The 15,686-nt window shown below is 63.5% G+C and carries 17 protein-coding genes and 1 pseudogene; 11 read left to right on the top strand and 7 right to left on the bottom strand.

Translation table 11 applies throughout. From position 1 onward, the window contains the following. Nucleotides 1-39 precede the first annotated feature (39 nt). Nucleotides 40-678, top strand: a complete 639-nt coding sequence (locus N2597_RS28875; RefSeq protein WP_077989496.1) for an alpha/beta hydrolase family protein — start codon at nt 40-42, stop codon at nt 676-678. Here N2597_RS28875 and N2597_RS28870 read toward each other — a convergent pair. From N2597_RS28870 to pcaQ, 3 genes are all read right to left on the bottom strand, one after another. Continuing rightward, nucleotides 675-1,367 (bottom strand): RES family NAD+ phosphorylase, encoded by a 693-nt coding sequence (locus N2597_RS28870; protein ID WP_077989497.1) that lies wholly within the window; start codon nt 1,365-1,367, stop codon nt 675-677. The two genes, N2597_RS28875 and N2597_RS28870, sit on opposite strands and share 4 nt — an antisense overlap. Continuing rightward, nucleotides 1,364-1,876, bottom strand: a complete 513-nt coding sequence (locus N2597_RS28865) for an MbcA/ParS/Xre antitoxin family protein (RefSeq protein ID WP_183598805.1) — start codon at nt 1,874-1,876, stop codon at nt 1,364-1,366. Before N2597_RS28865 ends, N2597_RS28870 begins: the two co-directional genes overlap by 4 nt. A 71-nt stretch (nt 1,877-1,947) precedes the next feature. Then, the gene (gene pcaQ / locus N2597_RS28860) at nt 1,948-2,865 is read right to left on the bottom strand and encodes a pca operon transcription factor PcaQ (protein ID WP_086156548.1); all 918 of its coding nucleotides are present in this window, start codon (nt 2,863-2,865) and stop codon (nt 1,948-1,950) included. 891 nt (nt 2,866-3,756) lie between these two features. On the opposite strand from pcaQ, the gene pcaD reads away from it, so the two are divergent. The 8 genes from pcaD (at nt 3,757) to N2597_RS28820 (ending at nt 10,064) form a co-directional block, all read left to right on the top strand. Continuing rightward, on the top strand, nt 3,757-4,563 hold the full coding sequence (gene pcaD / locus N2597_RS28855; protein WP_077989499.1) for a 3-oxoadipate enol-lactonase: 807 nt from the start codon (nt 3,757-3,759) through the stop codon (nt 4,561-4,563). Beyond that, the gene (gene pcaC / locus N2597_RS28850) at nt 4,560-4,958 is read left to right on the top strand and encodes a 4-carboxymuconolactone decarboxylase (RefSeq protein ID WP_010060636.1); all 399 of its coding nucleotides are present in this window, start codon (nt 4,560-4,562) and stop codon (nt 4,956-4,958) included. Before pcaD ends, pcaC begins: the two co-directional genes overlap by 4 nt. A 9-nt stretch (nt 4,959-4,967) precedes the next feature. After that, nucleotides 4,968-5,717: a protocatechuate 3,4-dioxygenase subunit beta gene (gene pcaH, locus N2597_RS28845; protein ID WP_009987880.1), complete on the top strand. Its 750-nt coding sequence runs from the start codon at nt 4,968-4,970 to the stop codon at nt 5,715-5,717. After that, on the top strand, nt 5,717-6,328 hold the full coding sequence (gene pcaG / locus N2597_RS28840) for a protocatechuate 3,4-dioxygenase subunit alpha (RefSeq protein WP_077989500.1): 612 nt from the start codon (nt 5,717-5,719) through the stop codon (nt 6,326-6,328). Before pcaH ends, pcaG begins: the two co-directional genes overlap by 1 nt. Nucleotides 6,329-6,488: 160 nt before the next feature. After that, a complete protein-coding gene (locus N2597_RS28835; RefSeq protein WP_077989501.1) occupies nt 6,489-7,535 on the top strand; it encodes a 3-carboxy-cis,cis-muconate cycloisomerase in 1,047 nt (348 codons plus the stop codon). A gap of 301 nt (nt 7,536-7,836) precedes the next feature. Beyond that, nucleotides 7,837-8,667 carry an MBL fold metallo-hydrolase gene (locus N2597_RS28830; RefSeq protein ID WP_009992881.1) on the top strand — a complete coding sequence of 277 codons (831 nt, stop codon included), beginning with the start codon at nt 7,837-7,839 and terminating at the stop codon, nt 8,665-8,667. 150 nt (nt 8,668-8,817) lie between these two features. Next, nucleotides 8,818-9,192, top strand: a complete 375-nt coding sequence (locus N2597_RS28825) for a GFA family protein (RefSeq protein ID WP_183598803.1) — start codon at nt 8,818-8,820, stop codon at nt 9,190-9,192. Continuing rightward, entirely contained in the window at nt 9,189-10,064 is an 876-nt protein-coding gene (locus N2597_RS28820; protein ID WP_096762876.1) for an alpha/beta fold hydrolase, read from the top strand. The genes N2597_RS28825 and N2597_RS28820 overlap by 4 nt, the downstream gene beginning before the upstream one ends. On the opposite strand, the gene N2597_RS28815 is transcribed toward N2597_RS28820, so the two are convergent. Together N2597_RS28815 and N2597_RS28810 are read right to left on the bottom strand one after the other, a co-directional pair. Continuing rightward, nucleotides 10,065-10,817 carry a polysaccharide deacetylase family protein gene (locus N2597_RS28815; protein ID WP_183598801.1) on the bottom strand — a complete coding sequence of 251 codons (753 nt, stop codon included), beginning with the start codon at nt 10,815-10,817 and terminating at the stop codon, nt 10,065-10,067. Next, nucleotides 10,814-11,905, bottom strand: a complete 1,092-nt coding sequence (locus N2597_RS28810) for a glycosyltransferase family 4 protein (RefSeq protein ID WP_183598799.1) — start codon at nt 11,903-11,905, stop codon at nt 10,814-10,816. The genes N2597_RS28815 and N2597_RS28810 overlap by 4 nt, the downstream gene beginning before the upstream one ends. 180 nt (nt 11,906-12,085) lie before the next feature. Here N2597_RS28810 and N2597_RS28805 point away from each other — a divergent pair, with 180 nt between their 5' ends. Then, complete coding sequence (locus N2597_RS28805) at nt 12,086-13,798, top strand: adenylate/guanylate cyclase domain-containing protein (protein ID WP_183598797.1); 1,713 nt, start codon at nt 12,086-12,088, stop codon at nt 13,796-13,798. Further along, on the top strand, nt 13,798-14,676 hold the full coding sequence (locus N2597_RS28800; protein ID WP_077989505.1) for an FkbM family methyltransferase: 879 nt from the start codon (nt 13,798-13,800) through the stop codon (nt 14,674-14,676). Before N2597_RS28805 ends, N2597_RS28800 begins: the two co-directional genes overlap by 1 nt. Nucleotides 14,677-14,800: 124 nt before the next feature. On the opposite strand, the pseudogene N2597_RS28795 reads toward N2597_RS28800, so the two are convergent. Together N2597_RS28795 and N2597_RS28790 are read right to left on the bottom strand one after the other, a co-directional pair. Next, nucleotides 14,801-15,103: pseudogene (locus tag N2597_RS28795) on the bottom strand (LysR substrate-binding domain-containing protein); the annotation flags it as partial. Further along, nucleotides 15,103-15,546 carry a DUF805 domain-containing protein gene (locus N2597_RS28790; protein ID WP_040140879.1) on the bottom strand — a complete coding sequence of 148 codons (444 nt, stop codon included), beginning with the start codon at nt 15,544-15,546 and terminating at the stop codon, nt 15,103-15,105. The gene N2597_RS28790 and the pseudogene N2597_RS28795, both read right to left, overlap by 1 nt. Between the last annotated feature and the right edge of the window lie 140 nt (nt 15,547-15,686).

Raw genomic sequence — 15,686 nt, 5'->3', positions numbered from 1 at the left:
GCCATCGACATGGTTCCGATGGCGGATGGAGGATTGCCGATGCTTGACAGGTTTCTGCTGCAAGGCCCCGAGGATGCGCGCTTCACGATCCTGCTTGCGCACGGCGCCGGCGCGCCGATGGATTCGGCGTCGATGACGGCGGCGGCGGAAGCGCTTGCCGATGTCGGTTTCCGCGTTATCAGGTTTGAATTCGCCTATATGGCTGCCCGCCGCAGCGGAATCCGCAAGCCGCCGCCGCGCGCCGAAACGCTCAATCCCGAATATGAGGCGGCGATTGCCGCGCTCGGCGCAAGAGGCCCCCTCATCATCGGCGGCAAGTCGATGGGCGGCCGGGTCGCCAGCATGGTCGCCGACGATCTCCATGATAAGGGAAAGATCGCCGGCCTCCTCTGCCTCGGTTATCCCTTCCATCCGCCCGGCCAGCCGGGCAAGCTGCGCACCGGCCATCTCAAGCGGCTGGCGACGCCTGCGCTGATCTGCCAGGGCACGCGCGACGAATTCGGCACGCGCGACGAGGTGCCGGGCTACGATCTCTCCGACCGGATCGAGATCCTCTGGCTCGAGGACGGCGACCATGACCTTAAGCCGCGCAAGAAGATCTCCGGCTTCTCAACTGCCGATCACCTTGCCACGATGGCCAAGGCGGCCAAGGCATGGGCCGAACGGTTGCCTGCTTAGGCTTTCGGCTGTCGTCGCCGGCTTGCGAGCTTGCGGACATCGATGCGCCGATCAGTGGCCGATACGGTGATTTCGAAATGATCGGCCTGGACCACGTCGCGAATGTTGCGCGGCCGGTGCGCGGCGATGTTGACGCCGCCCCTCAGCCGGACACTGTCATAGAGAATGCCGGCGCCGCCGCTCGAACGCACCTGTTCTCCAAGCAGCTGCGAGGCCGCATAGCTTGCGCCGTCATAGACATCGGGCCGCAGCGTCTGTTCACCGCGAATGTCGAGATAGTCGCCGACCAGGGTGGAGGTGTAGCTTCGATAAGTGCGCGCCATCGTCGTCACCCCGCGCGCGACAGCCTCGCGCCGGAGATGATGGCCGACCTCGGCGGCGGCAGTCTTGAGGTTGTCGGCGGCATACCAGGCGCCGAGATCGGGGCCGTTGAAGCGCATGCCGCCGGGCGTGACATGCAGGAAGGCCGCCATGACGATGCTGGCATTGGGCGTGCCGTAGACCCATTCGGTCTCGGGAAGCCGCCGGATGCGGTCGGTCACGAGCCGATCATTGGTCCAGCCGACGAGCTCCATCACGGCTTCGAGATCTGCCGCCCTCGCCACCGTATCGAAGAGACCGATCGGCGGAAATTGCGACGGGATCAGCCGATAGGACGGCCGCGGCGCCTCGGCAAAACGCTCGCTCACCGGAAGACGATGTCCGCGTCTTCATACGGCGTGAAGGCCTCGTCAAGCCGGTTCGGCGGCATGTAGAGGCCGCCGCGGGCGCCATCGAGGAACCGGCGCACGGTCATCAGCCCGTCCTGGGTTCCGTTGGTGACGATATCCAGCGGCGGATGGCCGCCGAACACCGGCGCCTGGTGCGGCGTGCGCAGCCAGGCGACGCCGGCGCGTTCGTCGGAAAACAGCACACCAAGCGCCTGATGAATGCCGAACACAGCGGAAATGCGGGTCAGCGTATCGACATCAAGCGTGAAAGCCCCGTGTTCGCGCGCCTGCTTGGCCCAGCTATGATAGGTCGAGCGGGAGGGATAGCCGAGCACCAGCAGGCGCTGCTCTTCGCTAAAGCCCCAGAGATCGGCGATCGCCAAAAAGGTCCGCAAGGCCGGCGGGCTCAGCCTCCGTCGGTTTGCCGGCGCAAACCGCTCCGTTTCCAGCCGTTCCGGCTCTTGCTCCCTGCGTCGCGCCTGCTGCATCACGTTCTCCTGTCCCGAACTAGATTTAGTCCAAATCTGGGCATTCAGCAAGCGAATTTGAAGAGGTGAGGTCAGGAAAGCTCCCGCGCCGCCTCACGGATCGTCTGCATCAGGATCGACTGCGGCGCCGACGGCACGGCATCAGCACGCATCGTCAGCCCAACCGGCCCCTTGGTCTCGCCGGTATCGACCGGCAGAAGCGCCAGCCGCCCGTCGGCGACGTCGCCGGCCACCACGCCGTTGGAAATGATCCAGATCGCGTCGCTCGAGCGCAGGAAGGCGCGGCCGAAGGAATCCGACACTGTCTCAATCTGGTCCGGGAGGCTGGAAACGCCGTTGGCGATGAGGAAGTTTTCGACAACCGGGCGGATGATCGATCCGCGCGTCGGCATCAGCACCGTATAGTCCGCGAAGGCTGAGAACAGCGATTGGCGGCCGTCAAGCAGCGGATGACCAGCCCGCACGGCAAACACCACCTGTTCGGAATAAAGATGTTCGAAGGAAAAGCCGGCCATCTTTTCGGCGCCGGCCAGGCGGCCGACGACCACGTCGAGGTCACCGACGCGAAGCTCTTCCAAAAGCACCGCGTTCTCGCCGGTGACGATCTTCACCCGGCTCCAGGTCTTCTCCCTGAGGAAGAGTTCCATCGCCCGGGGCATGATGCGCGACGAGACCGTCGGCAGGGCGCCGATGCGGATCGGCGGCGCATCGGCGAACTGTTCCTGCGAGACGGAATCGAGACCCTGGCGCAGCGCCGTCAGCGCCGCCCCGGCATGCCGCAGAAAGACCTCGCCGTAGCGGGTGATCTTGATGCCGCGGCCGTCGCGCTCGAAGACGTCGACACCCAGCACCTGCTCCAGTTCGCGGATCGTCTTAGTCACCGCCGGCTGGCTGACATGCAGCAATTCGGCCGCCTTCATCACGCTCCTCTGCCGCGCCACCTCGACAAAGGTCTGCAGATGGCGAAACTTGATGCGGCTGTCGATCATTGTTCGCATAACTCCCTGGTTATCGAAAAGCTAGAAAATATCATTTTACTTAACCGGATCAACCGGTCAGTTTTATCAGTAGGAGTATATACTGTTGGATGGGCGCCGTGCGGCGGGGCGAGTTTGGCAAAAGCCAACGCCGCCCTCCGTCATGCTCGGCCTTGAGCCGAGGATCCATTCCACGGCTGCTTGGTGGATGCCGCGTGGATGCTCGGCTCAAGGCCGAGCATGACGGAGGGTGGGTAGGCGATAAAGACATTCGCGGCGCCGAGATTGAGGGAGACGGTGCGGCATAGCCCCTCGCGCCCCCACTGCCGGGGCCGAGGGACGGGTCGAGACGCGCGGGGCTCGATTCCGGCACGCTAGGATTAGGGGCGGCCAAACCCAATCTCCGTCATCCTCGGGCTTGACCCGAGGATCCATGGCGCAAATGCTGGTGGGTGTCGTGTGGATGCTCGGCTCAAGGCCGAGCATGACGGAGGGCGGGGGGACGGATCGAGCTTTTCGCGGCGTAGAGCCGGATGAGGGGAGAAGTGAAAGCCAGCCTAGTGAAGCATCCGAAACGCGGTGTGCTTTGTAGGGCTGGCGAGTTGGGCGAGACGCCGCCCCACTCTCCGTCATCCACGGGCTTGACCCGAGGATCCATGGCGCGGCTTGGTGGATGCCGCATAACGGAAACGCCAATGGACGCCCCTCACCCTAACCCTCTCCCCGTAGGCGGGGCGAGGGGACGTGCCAAACGGAGCGTCGAGGTTGAGGGAGACGGCGCGGCATATGTCCTTCTCCCGCTGGCGGGGGTCTGAAAGACGGATCGAGACGCGTGGATCGACCCAGGCAAGGTGGCGGCAGCCGGATGAGGGGCCCGCCCCCCGCTGAATTGAGGAGATTGAAGTGCAATTCGCCCGCATAAACGACGTGACGATCCATTATCAGGTCATCGGCGCGCCCGCCGACCGGCCGGTGATCGTCTTCATCAATTCGCTCGGAACGGATTTCCGCATCTGGCGCGACGTGGTGCGGCTCGCCGGCGACGTCGCCATCCTGCTCTACGACAAGCGCGGCCACGGCCTGTCCGATGTCGGCCAGCTCCCCGCATCGATCGAGGACCATGCGACCGATCTTGCCGGCCTGCTCGATCTGCTGTCGGTGAAGGATGCCGTCATCTGCGGCCTCTCCGTCGGCGGCCTGATTGCCCAGTCGCTCTATCAGCGCCGGCCGGATCTCGTGCGCGCCCTTATCCTCAGCGACACCGCCCATAAGATCGGCACGGCAGAGAGCTGGAATGCCCGCATCGCCGCGGTCGAGAAAAACGGCATCGGCAGCATCGTCGACGCCGTCATGGAGCGCTGGTTCACACCCGCCTTCCGCCGGCCCGAGAACACAGCCTATGCAGGCTATTGCAACATGCTGACGCGCCAGCCGGTCGAAGGTTATATCGCCGCCTGCGAAGCGATCCGCGATGCCGATTTCACCGAGGCGGCGAAGAGGATCACGGTTCCGACCATCTGCATCGTCGGCGACCAGGACGGCTCGACGCCGCCCGATCTCGTGCTTGCAACCGCCAAGCTGATCCCGGCCTCCCGTTACGAGGTCATCGCGGACTGCGCCCACATTCCCTGCGTCGAACAGCCGGAAGCGCTGACGGCGATCATCCTCGCCTTCCTCACATCGATTTCGCCTGGAGAAAGCAGCCCATGAACGAGACTCCCTCCGAACGCTACCGGCAGGGCATGGCGACCCGCCGCGCCGTGCTCGGCGACGCCCATGTCGACCGTGCCGCCGCAACGGCAACCGAGTTCGACCGCCCCTTTCAGGAGCTGATCACCGAAGCGGCCTGGGGCCATGTCTGGTCACGCCCTGTCCTGACCAAGCGCGAGCGCTCGATCGTCACTATCGCGCTGCTGGCGGCGCTCGGCCAGGATGACGAGGTCGCTATGCATGTGCGCGCCACGGCCAATACCGGAGCGACCCGCGAGGATATCTGCGAGGCGCTCCTGCATGTGGCGATCTATGCCGGCGTTCCCGCCGCCAACCATGCGATCAAGATCGCCAAGCAGACCTTTGCACAAATGGACGCCGAGCAGGCGGCCTGAGGGGGAAACATGTCCGAATTGGTCAATCGCAAGCCGGAGACCGGCGCCTTCTTCGCCCGCGACCGCGCCTGGCATGCGCCGGCGCTGACGCCCGGCTACAAGACGTCGGTGCTGCGGGCGCCGCAGCGCGCCCTGCTGTCGCTCGACGGCACGATCTCCGAAACGACAGGTCCGGTCTTCGGCCATTCGATGATCGGCGAGCTCGACAACGACCTGATCCTGAATTATGCGCGGCCCGGCGAAAGCGCCATCGGCGAACGCATTATCGTCCACGGCCGCGTGCTCGACGAGCGCGCAAAGCCGGTGGCCGGCGCCCTCGTCGAGTTCTGGCAGGCCAATGCCGGCGGGCGCTATCGCCACAAGAAGGAAAGCTATCTGGCGGCGATCGACCCGAATTTCGGCGGCTGCGGCCGCGCCATCACCGATGAGGAAGGCCGCTATCATTTCCGCACGGTGCGGCCCGGCGCCTATCCCTGGCCGAACGGCGTCAACGACTGGCGTCCCGCCCATATCCATTTCTCGATCTTCGGCCACGGTTTTGCCCAGCGGCTGATCACCCAGATGTATTTCGAGGGCGATCCGATGATCTGGAAATGTCCGATCGTCGGCACCATCCCGGACAAGGCGGCGATCGAGCAGTTGATCGCGCCGCTCGACTGGGGCAACACGATCCCGATGGATTCACGTGCTTATAAATTCGATATCGTGCTGCGCGGCCGCCGCTCGACGATGTTCGAAAACAAGCTGGAGGGCAATTGATGCAGCAGCTCGGCTATCTCAAGGAAACCCCGTCGCAGACGGCCGGTCCCTATGTCCATATCGGCCTGACGCCGAATTTCTGCGACATAACCGGCGTTTACGACAGCGATCTCGGCGTGGCGATGGTCAACGACAAGACGCTCGGCGAACGCATCACCGTCACCGGCCGCATCTTCGACGGCGCCGGCGCCCTCGTGCGCGACGCCGTCGTCGAGATCTGGCAGGCCGACAGCGCCGGCCTCTACAACAGCCCCTCGGAAATGCGCGGCGCCGCCGATCCGAATTTCACTGGCTGGGGCCGCTGCCCGACCCGCGCCGAGGACGGCGTCTACAGCTTCGAGACCATCAAGCCCGGCCGCGTCCCCTTCAAGGACGGCCGCAGACAAGCCCCGCACATCACCGTCTGGATCGTCGCCCGCGGCATCAATATCGGCCTGCAGACGCGCATGTATTTCCCCGAGGAGACAGAGGCCAACGCCGCCGATCCGCTGCTGTCGCGCATCGAACATCGCGAACGCGTCGCGACGATGGTCGCCACCCGCGACGGTGCGACGTGTCATTTCGACATCCGTTTGCAGGGTCCTTACGAAACGGTGTTTTTGGATATTTGAGGGGCTCGCGAATTGCTTTTTCACGAAGTCTTGCGCAAGTAGCCCCCTCACCCTGCCCTCTCCCCGAGGGGAGAGGGGAACAGTGCCCCAAATCCCTTCTCCCCTCGGGGAGAAGGTGGCGGCAGCCGGATGAGGGGGCCGCAGCCACAAAGAGCAGACCATGACCGCATCGCCCTTCGACCATCCCTTCCTCTCCGGCCTCGTCGGCGACGATGAAATCGCGCCTTACTTCTCCGCTGAAGCCGATCTCCGCGCCATGCTTTCCTTCGAGGCCGCGCTCGCCAAAGCCGAAGCCGCACACGGCGTCCTGCCCGGCGAAGCGGCAAGAAAGATCGCCGAAGCCTGCGCGGGCTTTTCTCCCGATCTCGCCAGTCTTCGCGCGGCAACGGCGCGCGATGGCGTTGTCGTCCCTGATTTCATCAAGCAGCTGCGCGCCGCGGTCGGCGAGGAAGCGGGCAAGAGCCTGCATTTCGGTGCCACCAGCCAGGATGTCATCGACACCAGTCTGATGATCCGGCTGAAGGCGATCGCCTTCCTGTTTGCAGGCCGGCTTTCCGCCATCGTCAAAGGCCTCGATGCACTCGAGCGCCTGTTCGGCGGCAACCGGCTGATGGGGCATACCCGCATGCAGGCGGCGATCGCGATCACCGCCGCCGACCGTCTCGCTGCCTGGCGCGCGCCGCTGACGACCTATCGGGACCGCCTGACCGAGCAGAATTTCCCCGTTCAGTTCGGCGGCGCCGCCGGCACCCTCGACAAGCTTGGGCCGCAGGCCGCAGCCGTGCGCGCCTCGCTCGCCCAGGAGCTCGGCCTCACCGACATCGGCCAATGGCAGAGCACGCGCCTTGTGATCGCCGATCTCGCCGGCCTGTTTGCCTCGATCTCGGGCAGCCTCGGCAAGATCGGCCAGGATATCGCCCTGCTCGCCCAAGCCGGTGATGAGATCGAAATGGCAGGCGGCGGCACCTCCTCGGCCATGGCCCACAAGCAGAATCCCGTCGCCGCCGAAGTCCTGGTCTCGCTTGCCCGCTTCAACGCCACAGCGCTGTCCGGCATCCACCAGTCCCTTGTCCATGAACAGGAACGCTCCGGTGCGGCCTGGACGCTGGAATGGCTGCTGCTGCCGCAAATGACCATGGCAACGGCTGCCAGCCTGCGGCTGGCGGGAGAATTGGCCGGCAATATCAAGCGTCTGGGAAGCGCCTGAGCCTGTCGCAACGTCAGAGACAAGGGCACAAGAGGCGGCAATTGTTTTTTCGATCGCGCGCAACCATCTAATAGGCATGACTTGCGGAAAACGCCCCGCCCCGGCAGCCCATTTACCGAAAACCAGCCATACTGGGTTGCTTTCCGACGCGAAAGCCGATTGCTTAGGAGAATATACTTCTTCTTCCGCTAGCGGTTAGGAGAATGAAAGGGGGCGCAGGCAAACCCGTGGAATTCTGCTGCTTCGCATCGGGATGAACTATGAGTACGATGGCGATGCGGGAAGGCCGGTTTGAAAAACGATGACGACAGAACTGTTTCAGATAAAATTTTGGGGCGTCCGCGGCAGTATTCCCGTATCGGGCCCCGAGTTCGACCGCTACGGCGGTAACACTTCCTGCATCGAAATTCGCTGCGGAAAACATCGGATGCTTTTCGACGCAGGTTCCGGTCTGCGCGAGGCGGGACTGTCGTTGCTTGCCGACGGCGTCAGCGACGTCGATCTGTTTTTCAGCCACTGCCATTACGACCACATCATCGGCCTGCCCTTCTTCAAGGCGATCTACTATCCCTCGATCAACGTCAACATCTGGTCGGGCCATCTCGACGGCAAGATGAGCACACGGGAAATGGTCGAGCAGTTCATCAGCCCGCCCTGGTTCCCCGTCAAGACCGACATCTGTCAGGCGACGATGAACTTCCGCGACTTCCATGCCGGTCAGGTTCTGACCCCGCACGAGGGGATCGAGATCAAAACCTTCACGCTCAACCATCCGGGCGGCGCCATCGGCTATCGCATCGAATGGCAGGGCCGTTCGATCGCTCTGATCTACGACATCGAGCACAATCCCGGCAGCTATGATCCCGTCTCGCTGGAAATGATGCAGGGCGCCGATCTCGTCGTCTACGACTGCACCTACAATGAAGACGAGATGCAGCGTTTCAAGGGTTTCGGCCATTCGACCTGGCAGCATGGCACCGAGCTTGCGAAGATGGCCGGTGCCAAACGCTTCGCGCTATTCCATCACGCCCCCTCCCGCACGGACGAACAGCTGGCGCAGATGGAAGCGCAGGCCGAGGCCGCCTTCCCCGGCGCCTTTGCCGCGCGCGACAATCAGACCGTGGTGATCTGACCACTGCCGAACCGCTCCTTTCTCCGCCCCAGGGCAAGGTAGGGACACCTCGGCCTATCGCAGCCCGTGTGCTTGCGCTTTCCTGACGGAACAGTTGCCTGGCCCGACCGTTTCCCCGGCAGCGCAAGATCGATGAAGCGGGGATCAACCATGACCGTGTTGTCAGGACAATGCCTTTGCGGGCAGGTGCAGCTTTCTGTTCGCGGCGAACCGTTGCGCGTGGGCATTTGTCATTGCACCGATTGCAGGAAGGAGAGCGGCTCGGCCTTCACCTTCTATGGAATCTGGCCGGCCGGCCAGTTCGAATATTCCGGAGAAACAGGCGAGTTCCAGGGCCGGCGTTTTTGCACCGGCTGCGGCTCGCGGCTGTTTTCCGCCGATGCGGAAGAGGCGGAAATCAAACTCGGCATCCTGTCCGAAGCCCCGACACCGCTCGTGCCGCGTTATGAACTCTGGATCAAGCGCCGCGAACCATGGCTGCGACCGGTGGAGGGCGCAGAGCAGCATGAGGAGGACCGAAGGTGAACCCGGCTACGCTCGTCCGGCATCGCCGGATCACCGTTGCCGGCATCGAGACCTTCTATCGCGAGGCCGGTCGGCCGGACGCGCCGGTCCTGTTGCTGCCGCATGGCTATCCCTGCTCGTCTTACGAATTCCGCAATCTCATGCCGCGCCTGGCCGACCGCTGGCACCTGATCGCTCCGGATTTCCCAGGTGCGGGCTACAGCGGTACGCCTGATGATTTCGACTACAGCTTCGACGGCTATGCCGCCTGGCTGGAGGCATTTGTCGGCGCCGTGAATGCCGACCGCTTCGCCATCTATCTCCACGATTTCGGCTCGCCGATCGGCGCGCGGCTGGGAATCAGAAATCCCAGGCGGATCACGGCGCTGATCATCCAGAACGGCGATATCCCCTATGAAGATGCCCTCGGCCCAAAATATAAGGACATTGAGGCGACCTGGGCGCTTCCGCCCGCCGAGATGAGGAAGGCGTTGGGCCAAGCAATCAGCGAGGAGACCTTCAAGGAGGAGTTTCTCAACGATCTGCCGCCGCCTCTGGCCGATACGATCCCGCCTGACATGTGGAAGCTGCACTGGTCGCTAATCACCTCCCGGCGCAAGGAAATCGCGATCGACCTGATCGCCGGATTGAGGGAGAACCGCGCCTGGTTTCCCGAGCACCGGAAATACCTTGGGGAAAACAGGCCGCCGACCCTGATCGTCTGGGGACCGAACGACCACTACATGCCGGAAAAGTCGGCGCGAGCCTATCTGCGTGATCTGCCCGATGCCGAACTGCATCTCCTCGGCGGCGGGCATTGGCTGCTCGAGACGCATCTCGATGAAGTCGCAGCCCTCATGCGAGACTTTCTCGGACGCGTTCACGCCGGCTGATCATGCATCCAGAAGCGCCGGCGCCGGCGACCAGCGGACGGCGGGATGCCGACCGGTCGCAGCAAGCAGGGCCGACAGGAAGTCCCAGGCAGCGGCGTCATGCACCAGGTGATGGGTGAGAAGACCGATCGGCTCGTCGCTGCCGGCAAAACGGTCGCGGAGTTCCGCCACCAACTCGGCCACCAGCTCCTCTTCGCCGCGCCCGCCGCGCGTGCCGTGCCAGTCGATGATGTCGACATGGGTGTTGAGAAGCCGCACCCGGCCGCCCGGCTTTGCCCGCCCGTAAACCGAAAGCGCCGAAAAGCCGATTTCGGGCAATGCCGGGATGAGCGCCGCGTCGATCCGGTTCCATGGCGGCACCAGCACCGGCACGAAGCGGGCGGGATGCAGCCGCTGCAGCAGCCGAAAGCCGTCGCGCAATTCACCGAGCACCACGTCCGCCGGCCGCTCGCTGCCGAGTTCCTGCTTCTTGCGCTCATGCCCGGCATGATTGGTGTGAGACCAGCCATGCACCGCGACGGCGACGGCCGCTTCCTCCGCCAGCCGCGCGGCCAGTGCTTCGCCGGTCAAAGCGGGAATGACGGCAAGCGTCAGCGGAATGTCATGCGTGCCGGTCAGCGCCAGCAGCGTTTCCAGATCCTGCGTCGGCGCGACGGCATCGTCATCGCGCAGCCAGAACCGCGCCACGCGGCCGGTGGCCTGCCAGCGGTCAAGCTCGCGGCGCAGCGGCTCCCAGCTCTTGCCTTCGCTCATTCTCTTGCTCCTGTTCCGGCGCTTTCACGCAAAATTCCGTCCAGGGCGCGCGCAGCCGTCGCAAGCGAGCGCTCCTCGAGCACGAAGCGCCGTGCCGCCTGCCCCATCACATCACGCGTCTCACCGTTCTCGAGCAGGGCGGCCACCGCCGCGGCATAAGCGGCAACGTCTCCATCCGGCGTCAAAAGACCGGTCGCACCAGCCTCGACGACGGCGGGCACGCCGGCCGTTGCCTGCGCAACCACAGGCAGGCCGGCCGCCTGCGCCTCCAAATAGGCAAGGCCGTAAGCCTCGCCGCAGCCCGGCCAGACATAGATGCCGCCACGCCCGAGGGTTTTGGCAATTTCGCTTGCGCCAAGCGCCCCCAACCATTCGATGCGGCCGGAAAGGCCGGCGAACAGCACCTGCACCTCATGCCGCATCGGCCCGTCTCCGATGACCGAAAGGCTCCACGTCCGGCTTTCGATCAGGCGCAATGCTTTTGCAAGCATCGCGTAACTCTCCATCTTGTCGCCCGCCCGCATCATTGCGACTGTCACCAGCCGGCGCGGATCTGGCGTGGGTGGCAGCGCTTCGAAAAGCGCCGGATCGATGAAGGGTTTCAGGCCGGCGAGCCGCGCCGCCGGAAAGGCGGCGGAAAGGCCTACCCGGTCGCGATCGGTGAAGCAGATATTGACTGCCGCCTGCAGGACCGCCTCACCCACACGCTGCTGCTGGGCCGCCCAGCCGGTCCCGTCCCGCTTTGCCGCGTAGGAGGCCTCGGCGGTGACATAGGGAATGGCGAATTCGGCTGAGATCGCCGGCCCGAAGGGATCGGGCGATTTGTAATAGGGGTGGTAACAGAACCAGAGCTCGGGGCGCGGCGCCGATTGCCATTTCAGCCGCAGTCGCTCGCCTTCGGCGCGGATGGCGGGCGCGAGCGCGGCTGCCGTCTCTGGGGTTGCGGCATAGGTGCGGAATTCGGAGACGACCTCGACCTCGTGCCCGGCCAGCTCCAGCGCCCGGATCAGCAGCCGCGCCATCAATCGATCGCCCGACGGCACCGGATGGTTCGGCGATTTCATCGGCGCGTAGAAAGCCACCCGCATCCGCGTTCCTCACGTAAAGACACACTGTTTCCAATCGGCCTGGCCGCTGGCGAAACTCCGCTATTGTCCATTTCCCGAAAACTTGCGCATAAGCATATGGAATGTGATCGCGATGGAAGCAATTCCGCCTCCTTCTCAATTTCTATGGGCCTGCGGTTGCATCGACAAGAACGGGAATGAATGACGACGGTCTCGGCCACAGGGATTTTTTCGGAACGGACGATCAGAAGGGCGAGGCTTGGATCCGGCCTCGTCATTTTCACCTTCGTCCTATTGCATTTGTCGAACCATGCGCTGGGGCTGATTTCGCTTTCCGCCGCTGATAAGGCTCGCCATCTTTTTATCGTCATCTGGCGCAATCCCGTCGGCACCGCGGTGTTTTATTCCTCGGTGCTGATCCATATGGCGCTGGTGCTGCGCGCCATCTACATGCGCCGCAGCCTGGTGATGCCGAAAGGCGAAACAGCCCAGACCCTGCTCGGCCTGCTCATTCCGCTGCTTCTGATCGATCACGTCATCGGCACACGCATCGGCCACGAACTCTACGGTTATATCGACGATTACCAGACGATCGTCGAACAGCAGTGGATCAAGTCGCCGGCGACCGGCATGCGCCAGGCTGTCGCCGTCATCGTGGTGTGGATCCACGGCTGCATCGGCATTCATTTCTGGCTGCGTTACCGCGCATGGTATGCAAACGTCTCCGCGCCGCTCTTGGCGCTGGCAATCCTCGTGCCGGTGCTCTCGCTGCTCGGTTTCGTCCAGATGGGCCGCACGCTCGCCGACCCTTCCTATCAGCTGTCGACCAATCCTTACGAGGTGAACCTCAACGCCCGTTTTCTCTCCGACCCGCAAGTGCGCGCCGATGTCGCAACGGTGCGCGCCAGCCTCTACGGCGCCTTCTCAGCCTCGCTGCTGATTGTCGTCGCTGCCCGCGCCCGGCGCCGGCTGAAGGAGCGGCTCGACCAGGTGGCGGTGCATTATCCGGGCGGCGAGGTGATCCGCGTGCCGCGCGGCTTCACCGTGCTGGAGGCAAGCCGGCTCGGCGGCCTGCCGCATTATTCCGTCTGCGGCGGCAAGGGCCAGTGCTCCACCTGCCGGGTGCAGATCCTCGGCGATTACGAAAGCCTGCCGCCCGCCGACAAGATGGAACAGACGACACTGAGGCGCATTAATGCCGGCCCGGATGTGCGTCTCGCCTGCCAGCTTCGTCCCGACCGCGACCTCGCAGTCGCGCCGCTGCTCGTGCCAGCGGTCGAAACCGCCCTTCCCGCCAACAGCCAGGAGACCAGCCCCGGCCGCGAACGCGAGATCGTCGTGCTCTTCGTCGATATCCGCCATTTCACCACGCTGACGGAAACGCGCCTGCCCTTCGACGTCGTTTTCCTGTTGAACCGCTATTTTGCCATCATCGGCAAGGCGGTGGAGCAGGCGGGCGGACGGCTTGACAAGTTCATCGGCGACGGCGCCATGGCGCTCTTCGGCCTCAACACCGCACCGGAAGAGGCCTGCCGCCAGGCGCTTAACGCCGCCGCGGCGATTGTCGCCGAGATCGAAAAACTCGCCGCAGAACTCGCCGACGAACTGACGCTGCCGCTGCGCATCGCGATCGGCATCCACACCGGCCCGGCCGTCGTCGGCACGATGGGATATGGAAGGGTGCGCAGCATGACGGCGATCGGCGATACGGTGAACGTCGCAAGCCGGCTGGAAAGTGCCGCCAAGGAATTCGAGGCGGCGATCGTCATCTCCGAGCCGGTGGCGAAGCTTGCCGACGCCAACCTCTCCGGCATCGAAAGTCGTGAAATCAGCGTGCGCGGCCGGGCCCTACCCTTGAAAGTCTATGTGATTCCGAGAGAGAAAGCGGCAGAACCGCTCGAAGGAAAAGACTGATGCCCGGCAAGCCCTGGCTCACCGCCAAATATTGGAGCCGCCGTCTGCGCAAGGCGCGCAATGCCGCCGCCTCGCGCTTCTTCGACACCCGCTTCGGCCGCCGCCTGCTGATCGAGAACATCGGCCCGCGCGTCGTCTCGATGACGGTCAACGCCGGCGATCACCTGATGACCTTTTCACCGGCCGACTATATCGGCCGCAAGGTCTTCCGGAAGGGCCATTTCGAGCGCGATGCCGTGGACCGGCTGATCGTCATCCTGCGCGAGCGCGGCCTGCTCAGAAAGGATGCGACGCTGCTCGAGATCGGCGGCAATATCGGCACCCAGACCGTCTATTTCGCCTTGAGCAACACCTATGCCAAGATCGTCAGCATCGAACCAGACCCGCGCAATTTCCCCTTGCTCGAGCTCAACATCCGCCAGAACCGGCTGGAGGAGAAGGTCCGCCTCGTCAATTGCGCCGCCGGCGAGCGCGACGGCGAGATCGACTTTTTCCTGAACCGCAATAATCACGGCAAGAGCAGCGCCATCCGCCAAAGTCCGACCGACACGAAGATCAGCGTGCCAGTGAAGCCGGTATCCGAAATTCTGGCCGACCTCTCGATCGACCCGGCCGCCATCGGCCTCGTCTGGATGGATATCGAGGGCTACGAGCCGGTCGCCTGCCGCTCGATGCAGCCGCTGCTTTCCCGCCGCGTGCCGCTCCATATGGAGTTCACGCCGCTGTTCTATGGGCCTAAGGGCACGAAAGCCTTCATCTCGATGCTTGCCGGCTTCTACGAGAATTGCCTCGTCCTCTTCGAGGACCGCGAGGAGGAGATGAAGGTACGGGATCTGCCGGCGGTCATCGATCAGTACAACGTGCTGTTTTTGCCGTAGCTGATCGTCGTTGGCGCGTAGCGTGCGGCCCCCCCTTTTATTAGCCGAACCAGACGCCCTACCTTGGCCGTTCGCAGCGAGCCTGGCATTGGGCACAGCGCCGGCAGCTCATGGCAACAGCGGGTCAATCCGAAAAATTGGCGGCGGTGAAGTCACGCACCTCGTCGGCGATCCAGTTCCGCAAGGCCCGCACCTTCGGGTGATCCTGATTGCCCATGCGGTAGACAAGGTCGTATCCCCATTCCACCTCCATCTTCGTTCGCGGAAAGAGCGCCACAAGGCGGCCGGCGATCAGGTCTTCGGCGACCAGCGCGCTGCGGCCGAGCGCCACGCCCTCGCCTCGGATCGCCGCCTCGATCGACATGCTGCCGTGACTGAAGCCTGCCCCTCGCATCTTCGGGTGCGGCATCATTGCAAACCAATGCTCTAGGCAAAGACCTCTGCTTGCGCCTCGGGACGCAGCGGATCCGGACCGAACTTGTTCGGACCTTCCGTGCCCGGAAGCAGGGAGATGACAATCGTTACCGGGAATGTGACGAAAGCGGCATAGGGAATAAAGCTCAGGATGAACAGCGCGAGATACCACCAACCGGAAATGTTGCGATCATGGAAGCGGCGGACCTGTAGGGATATGGACGGCAAAAAAACTGCGATTGTGAACAACAACCAGATGACCACGGTATAATGAGCCGGCGATGGGGCGCCACCACCACTGGTGGCGTAGGCGAGCACAATGGCCAGTATTGCAAGTGGGAACAGCGCCAGCACGCAGAATAGCATGAACCACCAATATTCCGACCTGGACGCCCTGCCCGAAAAGGTCGCGTATTTTTGCTTCAAGACTGTCCGAACAGCTTCAGTAAATCCCATTTGAATTCCCCAGTTTCCCACTTGTCCAAGCGTCGCAAGATCCGACACTGGCTTACCTTTATAGTACTCCGATGGAAGCGCTATAATTCAAACGTAAAGATTGCAAGAAAAATGCATGTTTCACGTAGTGAGTCAAAGAC

Origin of the sequence: Rhizobium sophoriradicis (genome assembly GCF_025200795.1) — a bacterium.
Classification (GTDB): Bacteria; Pseudomonadota; Alphaproteobacteria; order Rhizobiales; family Rhizobiaceae; genus Rhizobium; species Rhizobium sophoriradicis.
Note: the sequence above shows the minus strand (reverse complement) of the source record. Positions and strands in the feature narration are given on the sequence as shown.